This is a genomic window from Janthinobacterium sp. PAMC25594 (assembly GCF_019443505.1).
In the GTDB taxonomy this organism is placed as follows: Bacteria; Pseudomonadota; Gammaproteobacteria; order Burkholderiales; family Burkholderiaceae_D; genus Janthinobacterium.
The window spans coordinates 2289848-2311414 of sequence record NZ_CP080377.1; the positions used below are offsets into that span (position 1 = coordinate 2289848).

Sequence of the window (21567 nt, forward strand, 5' to 3'; positions counted from 1 at the left end):
GGCGCCTCGACTCAATGTTCCTGCGGTGTGGGCTGCGGATTGTTGCGCGGCTCGACGACGTTGCTGATCACCACGGGGCTGCCATTCTTGAGCTTGATCTGCCCGCTGGTGACGACTTGCTGCCCCTCGGTGAGCCCCGTCAGCACGGCTACCTGATCGCCGCGTGTTTCACCCGTCGTCACGAATACTTGACGCACCACCAGCTCACCCGCCTTGGGCGGTGGCGCAGCGGGGGCGGCGCTGGCCGCGGGGGCCGTGACCTTGGGCGCCTGCGCCGGATGCACGACGAAGACGGTGGAACCATACGGGTTGTAGGTGATCGCCGTCTGCGGCAACGTCAGATACTGTTTCTTGGCCCCCACTTCCACGTTGACGTTGGCAAACATACCCGGCAGCAACTGCCGTTGCGGATTGGCCACCGTGGCCTCCACCTGCACATTGCGCGTGGCGGGGTCGACCTTGGAACTGATGGCGCTGACCTTGCCCGCAAAGGCCGTGTTCGCATGCGCATCGCTGGACAGGTTCAGGGCTTGCCCCACTTGCAGGCCGCTCAGCTGCTTTTGCGGAATATAGAAGTCGATATAGATGGGATCGATGGTTTGCAAGGTAACGATCTTGTCGCCGGGATTCACATACTGGCCCGGATTGACGGTGGTGATGCCGAGTTTGCCGGCAAACGGCGCGCGGATGGTTTTCTTGGCCACCAGTGCCGCCTGCTGGGCCGCCAGTGCCCGCTTGCTTTTCAGGTCGGCCGCGTCGTTGTCGATCTGCGCCTGGCTGATCGCTTGCACGGCAAATTGCTGGCGGTCGCGCGCCAGCACGGACGCAGCCAGTTCGGCCGCCGCCTCCAGCGCGCGCAGCTGCGCGATATCGGCGTCGGCATTGAGTTGCACCAACAATTGCCCTGCCGCCACATCCTGGCCGGACTTGAAATGGATGGACCTGACGAGACCGGCGATCTCGCTCGTCACGTCGACGCCGCGCACGGCCACCAGGGTGCCCACCGACGCCAGGTGCGGCTGCCACTCGACCTTGCGGATGATGGTCGCCGACACCGTCTGCGGGGTGGGCTTGGGCGAACTGGCCATGAGCTGGCGGATGTGCAGAAAAAATCCCAGCGCCAGCAGGGCAATCAACAGCACCACCGCCCCCAGCATGATGAGCATGCGCTTATTGCGTTTCGTCATGGATGCGCTCCTTGTCATTGCTTCCGGCTGCCATTGCGGTGTTGTATTGCAAGCCCCTCAGTCCCTGCCTGCCGCCACCGGCAAAGTGGTCGTGGCGGGAACGTTGTCCAGCGCGGGCCGGTTCCACCAGCCGCCGCCCAGCGCCTGGAACAGCGCGGCGCTATCGGCATGCCGGGCCGCCTGCGCCTGCACCAGGCCCACCCTGGCCTGCTGATAGGTGCGCTGGGCATCCAGCAGGCTCAGGTAGCTGATGGCGCCAAGCTTGAATTGCTGCGTACTCAGCGCCAGCGATTCGCTGGCCAGCGCCTCCACCTCGGCTTGCTGCTGCAAGGCGGCAGCATCAGCCTCGATGGCCCGCAAGCTGTCGGCCACATTCTGGAAAGCGGCCAGCACGGTGGCGCGGTAATCGGCCGCCGCACCCTCGTAGGCGGCGATCGCGGCACGCCGCCTGGCGCGCAGCGCGCCGCCATTGAAAACAGGCTGGGCCAGCCCGGCCGCCACGCCCCACACGGAAGAACCGCCATGCAGCAGCGCGGGAAAGCTGGTCGCCAGGGCGCCAAGATTGCCCGTCAGGGTGAACTGGGGATACAGGGCTGCCGTGGTGACGCCGATCTGCGCGCTGGCCTGCTGCAGCAGCGCTTCGCTGGCGCGGATGTCGGGGCGCTGGCGCACGAGGGCAGACGGCAGGGAAACGGGCAAGTCCTGCGGCAGGTGCAGCGACGCCAGGTCGAATTCAGGCATGCCAGGCTCGCTGGGCAGCCTGCCCGCATACACGGATAGCTGGTGGCGCGTCAGGGCCAGGGCTTTTTCCAGCGGTGGCACGCTGGCCCGCGTCTGCGCCACCGTGTTGCGCTGGAGCAGTACCGTGGCACGGCCGATGGCACCGAAGCGCAATTGCTGTTCGATCACGTCCAGCTGTTTCTGCTGCGCGTCGAGTATCTCGCCGGTGGCCTGCAGCTGGGCGCGCAACGATGCTTCGCGGATGGCCGCCGTCACCAGGTTGGCCGTCAGGGCCAGGTACGCCGCTTCCAGCTGGTATTGCCGATAGTCAACCAGGGCTTGCAGCCCCTCCAGCTGGCGCTTGTTGCCGCCAAAAACATCCAGCGCATACGACACATTCACCGAGGCATTGTACAAATTGAGGACGCCGCCCTTGCCCTCCAGACTGCTGTTTTTTTCACGGCTCACGCCCAGCTGCGCCCCCACCTCGGGATACAGCAGGCTGCCGGACAAGGCGCGGTAGTTTTCATCGGCCTGGCGCAACGCCGCCTGGGCCGATGCCAGGCCGGGACTGCGCGCGAGGGCGCCGCGCACCAGCCGGTCCAGCGCCGGTGACTGGAATAGCGACCACCATTGCGCGGGAATATCCTGGCCCGGTACAAAACGCTGCGCCTGGCCGGCGGGACCGGGCGCCGCCGCCGTTTGCGCCGGCAACGGTGCCGGCGTATAGCGGTCGCCACCGCCGGGGGCGGCGGGAGGCCGGAAGTCCGGTCCGACGGCGCAAGCGGCCAGCAGGCATGCCATGAGGATGCCGAGAAGGGGCTGCCGGATGCTGGAAAACATGGTGCTGGTCCGTTACGTTGCCGTGCCACATTGCCGTTGAAAAATATCGCAAAAATATCGCGATACCAGGCTGGCGAACTCGCCCACCCGTTCTACGATTGTAGAGCACCAGACGTAAAAAGAGCCTTCCGAAGAAGGCTCTTTGACCTGGCACAAGGATTGCGCAGCCGAGGCTGCCTGACTTACTTTTGCAGGCTGACCGACGCCACTTTCGGCGTGCGGCGTCCCATCAGGAACAGCACGGCCTTTTTCAGCATGCGGTAGACGAAGCGCACCAGCAGCAAGGTCAGTACGCACTCGATCAGGGTCAGGATCAGGGCGAAAGCCACAGGCATGCGCGCGGCGCGGCGGTGGAACTTGGCCACGGCGCCATCGCGGGCGATTTCGATGCTGTCATAGAAGGTCGGCACGACCAGCAGGGTCAGAATCGTCGAGGTGATGGTGCCGCCGATGATGGCGATCGCCAATGGACGGTAGAACTCGCCGCCCTCGCCCAGGCCCAGCGCGACGGGGAACATGCCGGCGATCAGCGCGAACGTCGTCATCAGGATGGGGCGCAGACGCATGCGGCCCGCATACATCAGCGCATCTTCGCGGCCATGGCCCTCTTCCTCGCGCTTGCGCGCCGCGTCCAGCAGCAGGATGGCGTTCTTGGCGACCAGGCCCATCAGCATGATGATGCCGATAAAGCTCATCAGGTTGAGAGTGTTGTTGGTGATCACCAGCGCCACCACCACACCGATCAGACTCAGCGGCAAGGACATCATCACGGCCACCGGCGCCGTGAAGGAACCGAACTGCATCACCAGGATCAAATACATCAGGCCGATACCCATCACCAGCGCGATCAGCATTTCCGTGAACAGCTCTTGCTGGTCCTGGCCGGCGCCACCGAGCGCCAGGCCATAGCCGGGCGGGAAGTCGATGGAATTGGCCAGCTTCATGGCATCGGTCGTCACTTCGCCATTCGAGCGGCCCTGCGCATTGGCCGACACGGTGATCGTGCGCTTGCCATTCTTGTGCTCGATGCCGGACGGGCCCTTGCCCATGGTGATGGTGGCGATCTGATCGAGCGGCACCATTTGCGAGGTGCCCGTCACGCTGATCGGCAAGCGCTCGATGTTTTCCGATGCCACGCGGTCATCGGGATGCAGGCGCACGGCCACGTCGCGCGTTTCGCCCGTCGGATCGACCCAGTCGCCCACTTCCACGCCGGCAAACGCCACGCGCAGCGATTGCGCCGCATCATTGACAGAAATGCCCATCGAGTTGGCCAGGCCACGGTTGAGCTCAATCTGCAGCTCGTTCTTCGGGTCCTGCTCGGACAGGCCCACGTCGACGGCACCGGGAATGGCGCGCAGCTTGTCCATGTAGGCGTTGGTAATTTCCATCAGTTTGCGCGAATCCGGGCCCGTGAATTCCACCTGGATCGGTTTTTGCGAACCATTGCTCAAGTCATCCTGCACCACGTATTCGGCACCCACCAGGCGCGACATCTTCTCGCGCAACTCGACGGCGATTTCCTTGGCCGAACGCTTGCGCGTGTTGCGCTTGCCGATGTCGACATACACGCGGCCACCGCCCGCATTGATGGAACTGTTGGTATCCTTGGTTTCAGGCAAGGTGCGCGCCAGCACGGCCGCCGCTTCCAGTTTCAAACGCGAGTACTCGATGCTGCTCGACGATGGCGTGCGCACATTGATCATCAGGTTGCCCGAATCGGATGCCGGCAGGAAACTCGTGCCGCCATGCGTGGCGTGCAGGGCGATGGCGCCCACCAGGCTGCCGAAGGCGATGACGGCCATCCAGCGGCGGTGATGCAAGGCCCAGGCGATCACGCGGCCGTAGCGGTCCGCCTGGTGGTCGAACCAGTGGTTGAATTTCTCCAGCACGCGGCCGATGCCCTTTTTCGGCGCCGCATGTTCCTCGACCGGGTCGCCCCAGTAGGCCGACAACATGGGGTCGAGCGTAAACGAGATGCCCAGGCTGACCAGCACCGAGCACGTCACCGTCAAGGCAAACGGACGGAACCATTCGCCGGAAATGCCCGGCATGAAGGCCACGGGAATGAAGACGGCGATAATCGAGAACGTCGTGGCGGCCACGGCCATGCCGATCTCGGCCGTGCCTTCCAGCGCGGCCGTGCGGCGGTCCTTGCCCATCTGCATGTGGCGCACGATGTTTTCGCGCACCACGATGGCGTCATCGATCAGCACGCCGATGGCCAGCGACAGGCCCAGCAGGGTCATGAAGTTCAGGGTAAAGCCGCACAGCCACACGGCGATGAAGGCGGCAATCACGGATGTGGGCAGGCTCAGCGCCGTGATCAGGGTCGAACGCCACGAGTTCAGGAAAGCGTAGACAACGAAAATCGTCAGCACGGCGCCCAGCACCAGCGATTCGATCACGTTGTTCAGGCTATGCTGGGCGTTTTCGCCGCCGTCGCGCGTCACTTGCAGGATCGTGCCTTTCGGCAAGGTCTTGTTGATGTCCGCCACCATGTCGCGGATCTTGTTGGCCACGCTGACGGTGGAGGCGTCGCGCACGCGGGTGATCGATATGCCCACGTTGGGCTTGCCGCTGCGCATGCTCAGACTGTTGACCTCGGCAAAGCCATCCTCGATGGTGGCCACTTGCGCCAGGCGCACGATTTCCTCGCCACGGCGCTTGATCACCACTTTTTCAAAATCGGCTGGCGACTCGATGCGACCCACCAGGCGGATGCTTTTCTCGTCCAGGGCGCCGCGCACCTTGCCCACCGGGGCATTCGTGTTCTGGTTGCGCAAGGCGGTGACGACGTCGCTGACGGACACATTGTATTCGCGCAATTTTTCCGCGCGCAGCAGCACGGACAGCTCGCGCTTCAGCGAACCGCCCACGTTGACCAGCGCCACGCCATCGACGGTGCGGAAGCGGTCCGACAGCACGTCCTCGGCCAGGCGCGAGATTTCCGCATGGCTTTGCGTATTCGACGACAGTGCCAGCTGCATGATCGGTTCGGCGGCCGGGTCGATGCGCTGCAGGATGGGCTCGCGCATTTCCGTCGGCAACTTGTAGCGCACGGCGGCAATCGCATTGCGGATATTGTCGGATGCCTCGATCAGGTTGCTACTGAAGGAAAACTTCAGGAAGATGGTGGCCGAACCTTCATTCGAATCGCTGTTGACCTCGGTCACGCCGGAAATGCTTTGCAGCGACTTTTCCAGGCGGTTCACCACTTCGCGCTCGACCGTGTCGGGCGAGGCGCCAGGGTAAGGGATGCTGACGACGATGAACGGCACTTCGACGTCCGGGTTCTGGTTGACGCGCAGTTTCTTGAGCGCCAGCAAGCCGACGCACATCATCGCCAGGATCAGGACGATGGTGGCGGTGGGCCGCTTGATACTGAAATCGGAAAGGAACATGGCTTAGTTTCCTTTACCGGCAACGACGGTGCTGCTGCTGGCCACGGCGGCGGCGGGCAAGGCTTTGCCGGCCGTCAATTCCACTTTCTGCCCATCCTTGAAGGTCGAACCGGGCGTGCGCAGCACGGTGTCGCCGCTGGCCAGGCCGCTTTGCACTTCCCACTGGCCCGTGCGCACGTCGCGCGCGCCGATGCGCAAATTCACTTTATGCAAGGCCTTGTCCTTGACCTTCCACGTGTACGTGACGTCGCCCGCCTTCACCAGGGCCGAGTCGGGTATCATCAGCGCGCTGATGCTGTCCGTCTCGATGCGCCCTTCCGCATACAGGCCGGCCACGCGCGGTTGTTCCTTGTCGTTGAAATCGACCAGCACGGCCACCTGGCGCGTGACGGCATTGGCGGCAGGATCGACGCGGCGCACCTTGCCCGAAAAATCCTGGCCCGGATACCCATTGATGCGGAACAGCACGGGCTGGCCCACCTTGACGACGCCGATCTTGTCGGCCGACACCAGGCCTTCCAGGCGCATGCTGGTCGGATCGATGACCTTGATCAATTCCTTGCCGATTTGTGCCGTATCGCCATTCGATACCTTGCGCTCGCTCACGATGCCGTCGAACGGCGCACGCACGAGGGTGCGCTGCAACTGCTGGCGGGCCTGCGCGGCGCGGCTCTTCGCGGCGGACAAATCGCTTTGCGCATTGTTGCGGCGGATTTCCGCGTCTTCCAGCGCCTGCGTCGAGGTCATGCCCGAGGCGCGCAGGGTTTTCATGCGCTGGAACATGCGTTCGGACTGTTCCAGCACCTGGCCCGAGGCACGACTGGCTTCCTCGGCCGAATTGAGGCTGTCGCGGATGGACGTTTCATCCAGGCGCACCAGCACGTCGCCCCGCTTGACGGCTTCGCCATTTTCCTTCATGACCTGGATCACCACGGCCGACACTTCGGCGCGCAAGTCCGCGTTGCGCTCCGGTTGCACGGAACCGGTGATGACGGGCCCCGACGCCAGCGCATTGCTCTGGATGGTCAGCAGGTCTTCCGGGGACACCAGCAGATTGACGGCGGCGCCCGCCTGTTCCTTGGCATTCTTGCCGCCCTTGCCGGGATCCTTGGACTCTTTGCCGCAAGCGGTCAGGGCGGAAGCGATTGCCAGAACAAACAGGGTTTTGCGCAACATGGGTAATTCTCCGGATAGATAGCACCGCGACCGTCCCCACGGCCCGGATAGGGCTGCAGGCGATGGCAGGCATTTATTTTTATTAAAACCACAAGCGCCAAAGTATCCATGAGCGTGTCCGGGCATGTCAATCGGCGGTTTCCTGTAATGCTTTAATCAATGGATGAAACGTAGTTTTTACGCCCTGAAACGCAAAACCCCGCCTCAAGCGGGGTTTTGTGTTTCAGGGGAAGCGAGCTTAGCGGCTAAAAACGGTGTTGATCAGGAAGCCGATCGCCACGCCCGTGCACAGGCCGCCGGCGATTTCCACCAGGGTATGGCCCATGCGCTCGCGCAAAGTCTTGTGCGCGGCGCTGGCCGCCTCCCCGGCCAGGCGGTTGATGGCGGCCGCCTGCTTGCCCACGTGCTGGCGCAGGCTGTTGGCGTCGATGATGACGATGAAGGCCAGGGTCACGGCCACGCCGAAGGCGGGGTGGCCTATGCCTTCGCGCAAGGCGATCAGGGTGGCCATGCTGGATACGACAGCGCTGTGGTTGCTGGGAAAGCCGCCATTGCCGACCAGGCCGAACGCCCATTGCCGCGTGCGGACACTGTTGATCAGGAATTTGATCGGTCCGACCAGGATCCAGGCGATCAGGGGCGTGACGAGGTAAGCGATATCCACGGGTATTCCTTCTTTTATAGGTAGAGAGTGTGTCTGGAGAGACGGGCGCGCCGCAATTATCGCAGATCATCCGCGCCAGCAGAACTGTCTGGCGTCAACCTATAAAACGCGGTCCCCGACGGCAACTAATATAAAATCATGGCATATACAACAATTGACGTATATCAACACTGAGCGCGGCGCGCACAGCGGCGCGGATAATCAAACGTCTTTCATACTTGCAACGGGGTCCTCATGCGGCATTTCAGAATTTCCTTTTTAGTCACTTTTATCCTGATGGCGGTGTCGGGCTGGTGGGGTTACAGCCATGGCGGCATGCCCGGCCTGATCAATGCCCTGTGGATCACGGGCGTGCTGGGCGTCATGGAAGTGTCGCTGTCGTTCGACAATGCCGTGGTGAATGCCTCGGTCTTGCGTCACTGGAATGAATTCTGGCAAAAACTGTTCTTGACGGTCGGTATCCTCGTGGCCGTCTTCGGCATGCGGTTGCTGTTTCCGCTGGTCATCGTTTCCGTCGCCACGGGCCTGGGCCTGGTCGACGTATGGACCATGGCCACCACCACGCCAGACGTGTATGCCAAGCACCTGACGGACAACCATGCGCAAGTGGCAGCCTTCGGCGGCGCCTTCCTGCTGCTGGTGTTCCTGAACTTCCTGTTCGACGACGAGAAAGAATTGCACTGGCTGGGCTGGGCCGAGGAAAAAGTCAATGCGCTGGGCACCGAAAGCCTGGCCGTGCTGATCACCATGGGCGCCGTGGCCGCCTGCGTGGCGATGGGCCCCGCGGAAGAAAAATACAGCGTGCTCGCTTCGGGCGTCGTCGGCATCGCCGTCTACATCGGCGTGAACTGGATCAGCGGCTTGCTGGAAGAAGGCGAACCGGACTTGCAGGATGACGCGGAAGAAGGCACCGCGCCAGCCAGGAACGGCAATGGCGACCTGGTAAAAACGGTGGCGCGCGGCAGTATCGGCGGCTTCCTGTACCTGGAAGTGCTCGATGCCTCGTTCAGCTTTGACGGCGTGATCGGCGCGTTCGCCATCACCAACGACGTCGTCATCATCATGCTGGGCCTGGCCATCGGCGCCATGTTCGTGCGCTCGATGACGGTCTTCCTGGTGCACAAGGGCACCCTGGACGAATTCGTCTACCTCGAGCACGGCGCCCATTATGCGATCGGCATCCTGGCCTTGATCATGCTGGCGTCCGTCAAGTACCATATTCCGGAGTGGTTCACGGGCCTGTCGGGCGTGGCCTTCATCCTCGTTTCGCTGAGGTCGTCCTTGCGTTATCGCAAACGGCACGCGGCACAAGCTTGAAATCGGGGGTTCCACCCCCAATTGAGAGAGTAATGGCACGAGCGCCTTAGGCGCTCATTCCATGCAGGCATGTTTAACAACGCCTGACAAAACCGTAGCGAGCGGAAGGAAGTTGTGGCAGAGAAGCGCAACTGTACGAAGGTACAGTGAGCATCGCAGGCCGCAAATTACGACGCGCAGTAGGTTTTGATTGGCGTTTTGAGTTAATTACTGAAAAGGAGCACCACATGGCAATCAGTTTGCAAAAAGGCGGCAACGTCAACCTGAGCAAGGAAGCACCGAACCTGAAGAAGATCATCGTCGGCCTCGGCTGGGATCCTCGTTCGACGGACGGCGCCACCTTCGACCTTGACGGTAGTGCTTTCCTCCTGAAAAGCGACGGCAAAGTCCGTGGCGACTCTGACTTCATCTTCTACAACAACCTGAAGTCGACCGACGGTTCCGTCGTGCACACGGGCGACAACACCACGGGCGAAGGCGAAGGCGACGATGAGCGTATCGAAATCGACCTGACCCGCGTACCAGCCGACATCGACCGCATCAGCATCACCGTCACCATTCACGACGCCGATGCGCGCCGCCAGAACTTCGGCATGGTCTCGAAAGCCTTCATCCGCTGCCTGAACGCGGAAGGCGAAAAAGAAATCGCCCGCTACGACCTGTCCGAAGACAGCTCGACGGAAACGGCGATGATCTTTGGCGAAATCTACCGCTACAACGGCGAATGGAAGTTCAAGGCCATCGGCCAGGGCTTCAATGGCGGCCTGGGCCCCCTCGCCCGTTCTTTCGGCGTCAACGCTTAATTCACGCTCGTTAAACCTACTGCGCCGCTCACTTTCGGGCCTGCGTTGCTCGCTGTACCTCCGTACAGTTGCGCGACTTAACCCGAAATCGAGCTTGCTCGCTACGGTTTTCCGAGGTGAATTATCTTAATGTCATATCATTACTGCCGCCTGCACAAATCAGGCGGCTTTTTTTTGGAGATTTATCATGCCAGTATTTAGTGTCACGGGCGACGTCGATCCCTTCCTCCACGTCAGCATGAAGCAGGGCGAAACCATCTATTGCGAATCCGATGCGATGGTGATGATGGAAACGGCGCTCGACTTGAAGGGCAAGATGACGGGCGGCCTGGGCAGTGCCATCATGCGCCGCTTCGCCAACGGCGAATCGTTCTTCCAGCAGCACATCGAAGCGGTGCGCGGCAGCGGCGACTGCCTGCTCTCGCCCACCCTGCCGGGCGCCATCGAAGTGGTCGACGTGGGCGCGCGCCAGTACCTGCTCAACGACGGCGCCTTTGTCGCCGCCACCTCGGGCACGGAAATGAAGGTGCGCACGCAAAGCATCGGCAACGCCTTGTTCGCCCAGTCGGGCGGCTTCTTCGTCATGGAGACGGCCGGCACGGGACAAGTGGTGGTGTCGGGCTTCGGCTCCATGTTCCAGCTCGACGTCGAGCCGGGCAAGGATGTCGTGATCGACAATTCCCACGTCGTGTGCTGGGACAATAGCCTGAAATACGAAATTTCCGTGACCACGGGCGGCGGCGCGGGCGGCGGCGGCATCGGCGGCTTCCTCGGCAATATCGTCAACAGCGTGACCAGCGGCGAAGGCATCGTGCTGCGCTTTTCCGGCTCGGGCAAGGTGTTCATCTGCTCGCGCAACCGCGACGCGTTCCTCAAGTGGACGGCGAGCGGCAAAGCCGGCTGATTCCCCCTCTCTAAGGCCAGGTTAAGTTTTTCTGGCTACACTGCCCGCGCGCGCACCTGCGCGCGGCTTCCCCTTTCTTTACCCGGTCCCCCGTACATGCAAAGAGTCTGGTTCAACAAAACATTTTCCTCGGTCGGCACGGCCATGCGCCTGATCCGCGAAGCCGACATGGCCGCCACAGGCGGTGTGCCCCGCTATCACATCGTGTGCAGCAATACGAACGCGCACGCGGCAGCCTTCTTGTCGGCCCACGAATATGCGGTCGAACCGTCAGGACTGACGGGGCACAATTATGTCGAGTGGTGCCTGGAATTTTGCCGCGAGCGGGGTATCACGATTTTCTGGCCCGGCAAGGAAGCGGGCCTGATCGGCAGCGCCAGCGCGCGCTTCGCCGCCCTCGGCACGCGCGTGCTCAGCGTGGCCACCGAAGAGGTACTGGACCTGATGCACGACAAGGCACGCTTCTGCGACGGCCTCGACCTGCCCATGGCGCGCCCGGCCGACTACCGCGCCGTGACCACCATCGCGCAATACGATGCCGCTTACGCCGAACTGCGCCCGCTGCACCGCAAGCTGTGCATCAAGCCGTCCGAATCCGTGTATGCCCTGGGCTTTGCCATACTCGATGAAGAGCGCAGCAGCGCCCAGCTGCTGCTGGCCGGCGCCGCCTACCAGGTCAATGCGCAGGAGCTGCGCAGCGGCCTGGCGCAGATGGAAACGTTCAAAACCCTGCTGCTGATGGAATACCTCGATGGCCACGAATACAGCGCCGACTGCGTCGCCAACCAGGGCAAGCTGATTTGCGCCGTGCCGCGCAAGAAGCTGCACGTGGCCGGCAGCGGCCAGCTGATCGAACTGCGCGCCGACCTGCTGGCGGCCTGCGACAAACTCGCGCGCGACTACCGCTTGAATGGCGTGTTCAACGTCCAGTTCCGCGAAGGCGCGAATGGCCTGGCCTTGTTGGAGATTAACCCGCGCATGTCGGGCGGCATCGGCATGGCGTGCGCGGCGGGTCCCAACCTGCCCTACCTGGCGCTGGCCGGCTTCGACCAGGGCTTTGACAAACTCAGCGTGCCCGCCATCCACGAAGGCCTGCGCGTGGGCGAAGCCGCCTACGCCGTGGAGCTGCCATGAACAGCGTCAAGCAGCAGATGCCCACGGGCGAGCTGACCCTGAAGGTGGACGAGGCGCGCTTTCCGCTGGACTGGCTGATCGGCTTTGCCGCGCGCGCCAACGCCAAGCGCGGCTTTTTGTTCCTTTCGAAAGTGCTGGGCAAGCACTGGCCCGTCACGCCGCGCGCCATGCAAGCCATCCACGACGACCTGGCCGCGCAGATCCCCCCCAGCCTGCCCGGTCCCGTGGTCTTCATCGCCATGGCGGAAACGGCCGTCGGCCTGGGTCAGGGCGTGTTCGAGGCGTGGCTGCGCGCCAACCCGAATGGAAAAGCGCTGTTCTTGCACAGCTCGCGCTACCGCGTGGGCACGGTGCCCTTCTTCGAGTTCGAGGAATCGCACAGCCACGCGCCGCGCCAGTTTCTGCATTTGTCCGACGCGGCCAGCGCGCTGTTTTCCACGGCGCGCAGCCTGGTGCTGATCGACGATGAAGCGTCGACCGGCAACACCTTCGCCAACCTGGTGCAAGTGTGCCGCGCGCGCTATCCGCAGCTGGAAAAGCTGCACCTGGGCGTCATCACCAATTTCATGGGCCAGGCCGCCAATGCGGGCTTGAGTGAGCGTTTCGGCCTGCCAACCACCGTCGGCGCGGCGCTGTCCGGCCACTACGCCTTCCAGGCCGGCGATGCGCCGGCTCCGATAGCGGCCAGCGCGCAGCGCTTCGAAGCGAATGCGGAACGCGGCGCCAGCCCCGCCTTCGGGCGCATCGGCGTGGGACGCGCCCTGACGCCGCCGCAAGGCCTGGCGGTGCAGCTGGCGCAGGAAATCGGCGCCGGCGACTCCGTGCTGGTGCTGGGCACGGGCGAATTCATGCACCCGTCGTTCCTGCTCGCGCGCGAGCTGGAAAGCCTGGGCAAGAACGTGGTGGTGCAGTCGACCACGCGCTCGCCCATCCTGTCTTGGGGCTCCGTCGGCCATATCGTCCACTGCGACGACAACTACGGCGAAGGCATCGCCAATTACCTGTACAACGTGGCGCCTGGCCAGTACCAGCACGTTTTCATCTGCCATGAAACTCCGGCCAGCCCGGCCCTCATGCAACTCGCCGGCCAGTTGAATGGCCGCCTGTTCCACTTTCAGTCAGAGACCAAAATTGAAGAAATTCCTGTTTGTTGATCTGGACGACACACTGTTCCAGACCCCGAAAAAATGCCCGGGCGAGACCGACCTGCAAGCGGCCGCCTATTTGAAAAATGGCGACGCCTGCTCGTTTACGACGGCGCGCCAGCGCGCCTTCTTTGAATTCGCGCAAAGCGGCATGACCCTGATCCCCGCCACGGCCAGGAATGGCGACGCGTTTCGCAGAGTCGACCTGCCGTTTACCAGCTACAGCGTGCTCGATTACGGCGGCATCGTGCTGCAGCCGGGCGGCGCGCTCGACGCGGGCTGGCTGGCCCTGATGCAGAACGACATGCAGACGGCGCTGCCCGGCCTGCGGGACGCCATGCGCATCATCGACGATTTCCAGGTCAAGACGGGCATGCCCTCGCGCGCGCGCTTGATCGAGGACTACAACACGCCGTTCTACATCGTCGTCAAGGACCATGAAGCGCGCGGCGAACGCCTGGCCGACATCGAAGAGCAAGTGCTGAGGCAGTGGATCGCCGGCGAAGGCGCCGACTACTTCATCCACCGCAATGGCAACAACCTGGCCGTGCTGCCGAAGACCTTGAACAAGGCACGCGCCGTGGCCTACCTGCGCGCGGAGCTGGAAGCCGAACATGGCCCCATCGTCAGCTTCGGCATGGGCGACAGCCGTTCGGACGCGCGCTTCATGGCCGAATGCGACTACGCCATCATCCCCAACGGCACCCAGCTGGCGGCACTCACGGTGGCGGCGCTATGACCGACAGCACGCAGCATTTCAGCGGCAGCTACCGCCTGGAAGACGTGGAGTTTCTGCTCACGCCGATGGCGCTCGAACCCATCCTCGACCTGGCCGAAAAAGAGCGGCTGATCCAGTCCGGCCAGCGCCACTACAGCGAGATGCTGTCGCCGGAATCCCTGCCCTCGCCCGCCTACCTGGCCCTGTTCCAGAGCGCGTTTGCCGCCAACCGCCTGCAGATGGCGCGCGACTGTCTGCGCCTGGCCGCCCTGATCGCGGCGCGCCGCACGGGACCCGTCACGCTGGTGTCGCTGGCGCGCGCCGGCACGCCCGTGGGCGTCATCCTGGGGCACTTGCTGCGCCAGGTGTTCCAGCGCGAGTGCAGCCATTATTCCGTCTCCATCATCCGCGACCGCGGCATCGATACGAATGCCTTGCAACACATCCTGGCACAGGGCCACAGCGACGCCTCCATCGTCTTCGTCGATGGCTGGACGGGCAAGGGCGTGATTTCGCGCGAACTGCGCCAGACGGTCGACGATTTCAACGCGGCCAATGGCACGACGATCGACGGCGGCCTGTTCGTGCTGGCCGACCTGGCCGGCACGGCCGCCTGCGCCGCCTCGGCCAGCGACTACCTGATCCCGTCGAGCATTTTGAACGCCACCGTCTCGGGCCTGGTCAGCCGCTCCGTGCTCAATGAAGCCATCGGCCCCGACGACTTCCACGGCTGCGTGTACTACGCGCAGTTCGAGCAGCACGACCAGTCGCGCGCTTTCGCCGACGGCCTGGTGGCCGACGCCCTGGCGATCGCCGCCAGCAGCGGCATCCCGCTGGCCGAAGCGAGCGATGCGCCAGCCATGGCGGCCCGCTCGCAAGCCTACATGGCCGCCGCGCAGCAGGAATACGGCATCAGCGACATCAACCTGATCAAGCCGGGCATCGGCGAAGCGACGCGCGTGCTGCTGCGCCGCGTGCCCGAGCGCCTGATCGTGCGCGACACGAATGCGCCGGACGTGGCACATTTGCTGCTTCTGGCGCAGGAAAAAGCCATACCCGTCACAGTAGAACCGGCGCTGCCTTACCAGGCGGTCGCCCTTATCAGGAGCGCAGTCGATGGATAACAACTCCCTACACCCGCAAAGCGAGCATAAAGCGGCGCTGGGCGCCTCCATGTATGTGCCGACCACGCACAAGGACTTGCTGGCGATCGCCAATGGCGACAAATTCAGCCATTTGCGCTCGGTCATCCTGTGCACCGAAGACGCCATCGCTGAACGCGATCTCAGTTACGCGCTGTTCAACCTGTCGCTGGCGCTGCAAAACATGTGCGACGAGTCGGATACCTTGCGCTTCGTGCGCGTGCGTAATCTCGACGTGCTGGCGCGCGTGCTGGCCATGCCCGGCGCCGAGAAATTGAGCGGCTTCGTGCTGCCCAAGTCCACGCGCCACAACTTTGCCGCGTATTTCGAGCCGGTGCGCCACACGCATCATCTGCTGATGCCGACCCTGGAAACGGTGGACGTGTTCGACGACGAGGAAATGAAGCAGTTCCGCATTATTTTATCGGCACCGGAAGTGCGGCGCCGCATCCTGGCCCTGCGCATCGGCGGCAACGATTTATTGGCCCTGCTAGGCCTGCGCCGCCCCACCAGCGGCACCATTTACCAGACCCCGCTGGGCCAGGTCATCGGCCGCCTGGTCACCATCTTCAAGCCGCACGGCTTCCAGCTGACGGCGCCCGTCTTCGAGCACCTGTCGCAGGGCAGCTGGCTCGATGCCGAAGTGGCGCAGGACATGGCGCACGGCATGATCGCCAAGACGGCCATCCACCCGGACCAGGTGCCACAGATCGAGCGCCACTATCAGGTGGCGCAGTCGGACATCGAACTGGCGCTGCGCATCATCGACCCGGACAGCCCCGCCGTGTTCCGCATGCAGGAATCGATGTGCGAAGTGGCCACGCACAGCAGCTGGGCGCTGCGCATCATCGAGCAGGCGCGCCTGTTCGGCATCCGCCATGCGGCCGACAACGCCGCCGCGCACCTGCCGAATATCTCATTGACTCAACTCTCAAGCGACGAAGGGATTGCACGACCATGACCAATTTCACACGCGGACAAAAAGGCAAACTGGCTGACCTGGGCTTGAATGGCCCGTTTGCCGTCACGCTCGATATCGTTTCGGGCTCGATGGAAGTGGACGTCAGCTGCTTCGGCGTCGATGCGGCCGGCAAGCTGTCGGACGACCGCTACATGGTGTTCTTCAACCAGAAAAGCGCGCCGGACAACGCCATCACGGTGGACTTGAACGGCCCCCGCTCCGTGTTCCAAATCGACCTTGCCCGCTTGCCCGCCTCGATCGACAAGCTGGTATTTACGGCGGCGACGGAACAGGGCAGCATGCGCGCGCTGGGCAACTCCAGCATGGCGCTGGGCCAGGCAGCCACCTTCGCTTTCACGGGCAATGACTTCCAGGATGAAAAAGCCGTCATCATCGGCGAACTGTATCGCCGCGACGGCAGCTGGCGCTTCGGCGCCGTGGGCCAGGGTTTCGCCGGTGGCCTGGCGGCGCTGCTGAAGCACTTCGGCGGCAGCGAGGCGGCTTCTTCGTCCCCTACTCCCATGTCCACGCCAGCGGCGCCACCGCCACCACCGGCGAATAAAATCTCGCTGTCGAAGATCCGCCTGGAAAAACGCGGCGACAAGATCTCGCTCGACAAGCGCGACAGCGGCGGTTACGGCCGCATCCGGGTCAACCTGAACTGGAACCAGAACGCGTCGCAAGGCCAGGCGCCCGCATCAAAACTGGACACGGGCTTCCTCGGCAAGCTGTTCAACAAGCCGGCCAGCCGTTCGGGCGGCATCGACCTCGATATCGGCTGCCTGTTCGAGATGAGCAATGGCAGCAAGAGCGCCGTGCAGGCGCTGGGCAACAGCTGGGGCGCGTATGACAGGCAGCCCTACATCCACCTGGAAGGCGACGACCGCACGGGCAGCGTCAGCAGCGGTGAAAACATCTTCATCAACGGCACCCATTTCGACCAGATCAAGCGCGTGCTCGTGTACGCCTTCATCTACGAAGGTGTGCCGAACTGGGCCGCCACGGATGGCGTCGTGACGATCGAGATTCCCGGCCAGCCGACGGTGGAAGTGCGCCTCGACAGCGACAGCCAGCACGCCATGTGCGCCATCGCCATGCTGGAAAACCACGGCGGCAACCTGCAGGTGACAAAATTGGTGGAATACTTCGGCGGCCAAGGTAAAATCACGGCGCACCAGGCGATGGACGAGAAATATAATTTCGGCCTGAACTGGAAAGCCGGCCGCAAGGATTGACCCTTTTACCTAAACAACCCTACCATGACCCCTACGACCAAAAAAGTCACCTTCGCCTTCGTCATCTTCCTCGTGGCCGGCTTCCTGCTGCTGGCCGCGTACACGTGGATGGCCCTCAGCTTCTCTTACTCGGAAGGCGAACGGGCGGGCTACCTGCAAAAGTTCTCCAAGCGGGGCTGGATTTGCAAGACATGGGAGGGTGAATTGCTGCTGACGGCGCTGCCGGGCACCATCCCGGAAAAATTCCAGTTCAGCGTGCGCGACGAGGAAGTGGCGAAGCAACTGTCGGCTGCCGCCGGCAAACGCATCCTCGTCACCTACAGCCAGCACAAGGGCGTGCCGACGCAATGCTTTGGCGAGACGGAATACTATGCCGACAAGGTCGTGCTGAGCCAATAATACCCGCAGTGCCGCGCCGGCTGGCCATTCCAGGCCGGCGCCCCCCCTCCCCGCCTTTCCCTCGCCTTTGCGGCAATAAATTCCTAGCAAGAAATTTGTTACGTGCCTCACACATTCTCACTTTCTTATACACTAGGACAATTAGTTCTGACTGAGACATTTTACTAATGTAGTAAATGTGCGTGATGATTGCGCCTTCGCATGATGCCCAGCCAGCCAACCTTCAGCCTGCATCATCACCGGAAATTTCATGCGCGTCCGCCTCTCCGGCCTGCTCCTGCTGGCCAGTTCTCTCCCCCTGTCCGCCCAGGCACAGGATATCTCCGGCATGGCCGGCGCCCTGAAAGTCAGTTCGACCAATGAGCGCACCTTTGTTGCCGCCGTCAGCTACACGCAGCCGGTGGGCGACTACAACGCCGCCAGCCTGTCGTATATCAACGAAGGCCACCCGGAAGACCATCACCGCGACGGCATGGCGGGCCAGTTCTGGCTGCGCACGAAAAAAGTGGATCAGGGCCTGATGCTGGGCGCTGGCGTGGGCCGCTACTTTTTCTTCGACACGGCCAGGACCGACGACGGCCTGCACAACTTCGACAATGACCATGGCTGGGGCTCCATCGTCAGCCTGCAGGCACGCTGGCAGTTCGACAATCGCTGGTATGCGCAAGCGCAGCTCAACCGCATCAAGCCCGATGGCAAGGACAACACCACGCACCTGCTGATCGGCGCCGGCTACCGCTATGACGGCGTGCCGGGCGCCAAGCTGCACTTGCAGAACTGGGCGCATGACGACACCTTGACACTCTCGACGGGCCACACCATCGTCAACAGCTTGCGCTCGGAAAGCGCGCGCCCGTTCACCCTGGAATACCGGCGCGCGGCGGGAAAATACGTGGACTGGACGGTCACCGCCCTCGATGAAGGCGATGCCGACCTGGCGCACCGGCGCGGCGTGGCCGCCCAGCTGTGGCTGATCCGTTCACTCAATGAAAAGGTGGAATTCGGCATGGGTGGCGGTCCCTACCTGGCGTGGGACGGGCGCGATACCCAGGGCCACAGCACGCGCCTGACAGGCTTGCTGTCGGCCACAGCCCGCTACCACGTCGACCGCCGCTGGGTGGCGCAAGTGGCGTGGAACCGGGTCATCACCGATTATCACCGCGATGCGGATGTGATTCTGGTGGGGGTGGGACGGAAGTTTTAATGGAAATACAGACGCAACCCAAACCTGGGACTGGGGTCGGACCTTAAGGTCCGACCCCGGCTGTTATCGGGTTCTCAGCGCGAACGCCAGACGGCACCAGCTTCGTTCGGCTGCGTCAGCCGCTCGATCACTTCGCGCGTCAAACTGGCCGAGCTGACTTGTCCGGCTTTTGCGCGGGCGGCGGTCAGCGAGCTGGAAAAGACCGTTTGCGGTTGCTCCAGGCTGGCGCGCAGGGCGGCCAGTTCGCGCTCTTGCTGCTGCGCGCGCGCCGTGTCCTGTTCCAGCAACTGCTGCCTGGCGACCGCCATCGCGCGCGTGGTCTCGGCAGCCTTGCGCTGCAGGGCTGCATGCGCCTGGGCGCTGGCCAGCAAGGCTTGCTGCGCAGCCAGCTTCTCGCTGGCCGCCTGCTGCGCGGCCCGCTCCAGCTGTTCGCGCTGGCGCATGGCGTCGAGCGCCTGCTGTTCCATCGCGGCGCGCGTTTCAGCGGCCGCTGTCGCCTGCTTTTCCGCTTCCAGGCGGCCGGCGATGGCTTGCGAGGCGCGCTCTTCGGCGCTGCTGGTCTGGCGTTGCTGCACCAGTTTTTGCGCGATCAAGGCCAGCGACTCGCGCTCGGCCGCGACGAAATCGCGCTCGGACGCCAGCAGCGCATCGGCGGCTTGCGCCTTGTCTTCTTCCACGCGGGCGCGCTCGCTATGCACTTGTCCCAGTTCCACGGCCAGGCGCGCCTGCGCCTGCACCGCTTGCGCGGCAGCCGCTTTCTGCTCGCCTTCGACCAGCGCCTGGTCCATCAGGATGCGAATGGCATCGGCTTCCTTTTGCGTCGCTTCCCGCAAGGCCTGTTCGGCCGCGTGCTGGCCGCGCAGCAGTTCCGCTTGCGCGTCTTCGGCGGCGATGCGTTCCTGCGCCGCGTTGAACGCCAGCGCTTCCGCTTCCAGTTTCTCTTTCAAGGCGGCCAGGGCGCCTTGTTCGGCGGCCAGGCGCCCCTGCTCGGCTTGCAGCAGTTGCTCTGCCTGCCGGGCTTTTTCCTGCACCAGTTGCGACGCTTGCGCCTGCGCAGCCAGTGTCGCCTTGCCGGCATCGACCTCGGCCTGCTCGGCATCATTCCGGCTGGCGGCCAGCTCCGCTGCCTGGCGCGCCAGTTCGGCGCGTTCGTGCGCCAGGCTGGCGGCGCGCTGCTGTTCTTCCAGTTCGCGCGCCGCTGCCACGGCGGCGGCCTGCTCGGCCGCTTCGCGCGCCCTGGTTTCTTCCAGCGCTGCCGTTTCCGCTTCCAGCTTGGCGTGGCCGGCGATTTCCGCATCCTGTTCGGCCGCTACGCGGGCCAGCGCCACGGCGCGCAGCTGGCGGTCCACCTCGATGCGCGCCTCGGTGGCGGCCAGGATACGCACGTCAGCATCGCGGCGCGCCTGCGCGCTGGCCACGGCGACCATTTCCAGCCGCTCGCGGTGGATGGCCGCATCGCGCAATTCCTTTTCGGTCTGCAGGCGCAAACGCAGGGACTGCGCCGCATGGCGTTCCGATTCCGCCTGCGCCAGGGCGATGGCTTCGCGTTCCTGCTCCAGGTGCGCCAGCGCGCGCGCTTCTTCCAGGGCGCGCACTTCGGCGGCGGCGCGGTTGAAAGCCGATTCCAGCGCGATCTGGTCGGCGCGCTCGCGCTGCACCGTCAAGTCCAGCGCTTCGCTTTCCGCTTCGGCCAGCATCTGCGCCGTCTGGCGCGCACCGTGCGCATGGCGCTCGCGTTCACGCGCCAGCACGGCGACTCTGGCGTCGGCCGAGGCGATGCCCACCATTTCTTCCTTGGCCGCCTGCACGGCGGCGACGCGCTCGACGGCTTGCAGGCGCGCCTGCTCCGTCTGTACCTGCAATTCTTCGGCGGCGCGGGCGGCCTGCTCGGCCAGTTCCGACTGCACCGCCACTTGCTCGCAGGCGCGCAAGCGGTTTTCCTGTTCCGCGCGCGAACGCTGTTCGGCGGCCAGGCGGATGGCGTTGTCGGACTCCACGCGCGCGCGCAATTCGGCCGTCTCCTGCTTGACCGCTTCCAGGCGGGCCACGCTGGCCTGCGCGGCGGCGCGCATGGTATCGAGACGTTCGCGGTTGGCGGCAATCGATTCTTCGGCTGCCTGCGCATTTTGCTGTGCGGCGGCGGCGGCGGCCGCGTCGATGGCGGCGCGGTCCTCGGCCAGCGAGCGCACGCGCGCCTCGGCCAGCGCGCGGCTCTCGGCGGCGCAGGTGGCTTTCGCCTCAGCTTCCACGCGGGCAATCGCCTCGTGGATGGCCTTCAATTCCATTTTCTGGCGTTCGGCGGTAGGCGCCTTGCTGTCGGTGTCAGTTGCCGGCTCGGCTTGCGGTTCGGCGTGCAATTCGGGCGTGATGGCGACGGCCGGTGCATCCGCCTTGCGCTCCAGGTCCTTGAAATCATGCAGCGAGACCATGCTGTCCTGGTCGAACTCGTCGTCGGCGCAATACGCGACGGTGAGGGAGGCGGCCTGGCGCGGATTTTGCTGTGCTTGCATGATTTCTCGCTTATTCGGGTGAATTCTTTTGCTTATGGGAATTTATTAGCACCATTATCGAGTAAGCACCTGCAAATCAGCGCGGCAAGAAGAGGGGCGTT

The 21567-nt window shown here is 63.7% G+C and carries 17 protein-coding genes; 11 read left to right on the plus strand and 6 right to left on the minus strand.

The features are described from left to right. Positions 1–11: 11 nt before the first annotated feature. The 5 genes from KY494_RS10310 to KY494_RS10330 form a co-directional block, all read right to left on the minus strand. Positions 12–1187, minus strand: coding sequence for an efflux RND transporter periplasmic adaptor subunit (locus KY494_RS10310; protein ID WP_258194792.1), 1176 nt, complete (start codon positions 1185–1187; stop codon positions 12–14). 57 nt (positions 1188–1244) lie between these two features. After that, positions 1245–2750: an efflux transporter outer membrane subunit gene (locus KY494_RS10315; protein WP_219890869.1), complete on the minus strand. Its 1506-nt coding sequence runs from the start codon at positions 2748–2750 to the stop codon at positions 1245–1247. 182 nt (positions 2751–2932) lie between these two features. Further along, a complete protein-coding gene (locus KY494_RS10320) occupies positions 2933–6154 on the minus strand; it encodes an efflux RND transporter permease subunit (protein ID WP_219890870.1) in 3222 nt (1073 codons plus the stop codon). 3 nt (positions 6155–6157) lie between these two features. Next, complete coding sequence (locus tag KY494_RS10325; protein WP_219890871.1) at positions 6158–7330, minus strand: efflux RND transporter periplasmic adaptor subunit; 1173 nt, start codon at positions 7328–7330, stop codon at positions 6158–6160. A 238-nt stretch (positions 7331–7568) separates the two neighbouring features. Next, entirely contained in the window at positions 7569–7994 is a 426-nt protein-coding gene (locus KY494_RS10330; RefSeq protein WP_071078753.1) for a divergent PAP2 family protein, read from the minus strand. Between the two features lie 234 nt (positions 7995–8228). On the opposite strand from KY494_RS10330, the gene KY494_RS10335 reads away from it, so the two are divergent. The 11 genes from KY494_RS10335 (at position 8229) to KY494_RS10385 (ending at position 18956) form a co-directional block, all read left to right on the plus strand. Continuing rightward, entirely contained in the window at positions 8229–9311 is a 1083-nt protein-coding gene (locus KY494_RS10335; RefSeq protein ID WP_219890872.1) for a DUF475 domain-containing protein, read from the plus strand. Positions 9312–9538: 227 nt separating this feature from the next. Then, positions 9539–10114, plus strand: a complete 576-nt coding sequence (locus tag KY494_RS10340; protein WP_046682304.1) for a TerD family protein — start codon at positions 9539–9541, stop codon at positions 10112–10114. 187 nt (positions 10115–10301) lie between these two features. Beyond that, a complete protein-coding gene (locus KY494_RS10345) occupies positions 10302–11018 on the plus strand; it encodes a TIGR00266 family protein (RefSeq protein ID WP_219136446.1) in 717 nt (238 codons plus the stop codon). 96 nt (positions 11019–11114) lie between these two features. Further along, positions 11115–12152, plus strand: a complete 1038-nt coding sequence (locus tag KY494_RS10350; RefSeq protein WP_219890873.1) for an ATP-grasp domain-containing protein — start codon at positions 11115–11117, stop codon at positions 12150–12152. Continuing rightward, positions 12149–13306 carry a phosphoribosyltransferase domain-containing protein gene (locus tag KY494_RS10355; RefSeq protein ID WP_219890874.1) on the plus strand — a complete coding sequence of 386 codons (1158 nt, stop codon included), beginning with the start codon at positions 12149–12151 and terminating at the stop codon, positions 13304–13306. The genes KY494_RS10350 and KY494_RS10355 overlap by 4 nt, the downstream gene beginning before the upstream one ends. Next, positions 13284–14036, plus strand: coding sequence for an HAD family hydrolase (locus KY494_RS10360; RefSeq protein ID WP_219890875.1), 753 nt, complete (start codon positions 13284–13286; stop codon positions 14034–14036). Before KY494_RS10355 ends, KY494_RS10360 begins: the two co-directional genes overlap by 23 nt. Next, positions 14033–15139: a cysteine protease StiP family protein gene (locus KY494_RS10365; RefSeq protein WP_219890876.1), complete on the plus strand. Its 1107-nt coding sequence runs from the start codon at positions 14033–14035 to the stop codon at positions 15137–15139. The genes KY494_RS10360 and KY494_RS10365 overlap by 4 nt, the downstream gene beginning before the upstream one ends. After that, complete coding sequence (locus KY494_RS10370) at positions 15132–16118, plus strand: HpcH/HpaI aldolase/citrate lyase family protein (RefSeq protein ID WP_219890877.1); 987 nt, start codon at positions 15132–15134, stop codon at positions 16116–16118. The genes KY494_RS10365 and KY494_RS10370 overlap by 8 nt, the downstream gene beginning before the upstream one ends. Beyond that, on the plus strand, positions 16115–17353 hold the full coding sequence (locus tag KY494_RS10375; protein WP_219890878.1) for a TerD family protein: 1239 nt from the start codon (positions 16115–16117) through the stop codon (positions 17351–17353). Before KY494_RS10370 ends, KY494_RS10375 begins: the two co-directional genes overlap by 4 nt. A 24-nt stretch (positions 17354–17377) precedes the next feature. Beyond that, positions 17378–17752 carry a hypothetical protein gene (locus KY494_RS10380; RefSeq protein WP_071324734.1) on the plus strand — a complete coding sequence of 125 codons (375 nt, stop codon included), beginning with the start codon at positions 17378–17380 and terminating at the stop codon, positions 17750–17752. A gap of 250 nt (positions 17753–18002) precedes the next feature. Next, positions 18003–18956 carry a hypothetical protein gene (locus tag KY494_RS10385; RefSeq protein ID WP_219890879.1) on the plus strand — a complete coding sequence of 318 codons (954 nt, stop codon included), beginning with the start codon at positions 18003–18005 and terminating at the stop codon, positions 18954–18956. A 74-nt stretch (positions 18957–19030) separates the two neighbouring features. On the opposite strand, the gene KY494_RS10390 is transcribed toward KY494_RS10385, so the two are convergent. Then, positions 19031–21466 carry a hypothetical protein gene (locus KY494_RS10390; protein WP_219890880.1) on the minus strand — a complete coding sequence of 812 codons (2436 nt, stop codon included), beginning with the start codon at positions 21464–21466 and terminating at the stop codon, positions 19031–19033. Positions 21467–21567 lie beyond the last annotated feature (101 nt).

Coding starts and splice junctions, on each gene's coding strand:
- KY494_RS10345 (WP_219136446.1), top strand. CDS start 10,302: ATGCCAGTATTTAGTGTCACGGGCGACGTCGATCCCTTCCTCCACGTC.
- KY494_RS10365 (WP_219890876.1), top strand. CDS start 14,033: ATGACCGACAGCACGCAGCATTTCAGCGGCAGCTACCGCCTGGAAGAC.
- KY494_RS10340 (WP_046682304.1), top strand. CDS start 9,539: ATGGCAATCAGTTTGCAAAAAGGCGGCAACGTCAACCTGAGCAAGGAA.
- KY494_RS10350 (WP_219890873.1), top strand. CDS start 11,115: ATGCAAAGAGTCTGGTTCAACAAAACATTTTCCTCGGTCGGCACGGCC.
- KY494_RS10325 (WP_219890871.1), bottom strand. CDS start 7,330: ATGTTGCGCAAAACCCTGTTTGTTCTGGCAATCGCTTCCGCCCTGACC.
- KY494_RS10380 (WP_071324734.1), top strand. CDS start 17,378: ATGACCCCTACGACCAAAAAAGTCACCTTCGCCTTCGTCATCTTCCTC.
- KY494_RS10390 (WP_219890880.1), bottom strand. CDS start 21,466: ATGCAAGCACAGCAAAATCCGCGCCAGGCCGCCTCCCTCACCGTCGCG.
- KY494_RS10320 (WP_219890870.1), bottom strand. CDS start 6,154: ATGTTCCTTTCCGATTTCAGTATCAAGCGGCCCACCGCCACCATCGTC.
- KY494_RS10355 (WP_219890874.1), top strand. CDS start 12,149: ATGAACAGCGTCAAGCAGCAGATGCCCACGGGCGAGCTGACCCTGAAG.
- KY494_RS10375 (WP_219890878.1), top strand. CDS start 16,115: ATGACCAATTTCACACGCGGACAAAAAGGCAAACTGGCTGACCTGGGC.
- KY494_RS10335 (WP_219890872.1), top strand. CDS start 8,229: ATGCGGCATTTCAGAATTTCCTTTTTAGTCACTTTTATCCTGATGGCG.
- KY494_RS10385 (WP_219890879.1), top strand. CDS start 18,003: ATGCGCGTCCGCCTCTCCGGCCTGCTCCTGCTGGCCAGTTCTCTCCCC.
- KY494_RS10310 (WP_258194792.1), bottom strand. CDS start 1,187: ATGACGAAACGCAATAAGCGCATGCTCATCATGCTGGGGGCGGTGGTG.
- KY494_RS10315 (WP_219890869.1), bottom strand. CDS start 2,750: ATGTTTTCCAGCATCCGGCAGCCCCTTCTCGGCATCCTCATGGCATGC.
- KY494_RS10370 (WP_219890877.1), top strand. CDS start 15,132: ATGGATAACAACTCCCTACACCCGCAAAGCGAGCATAAAGCGGCGCTG.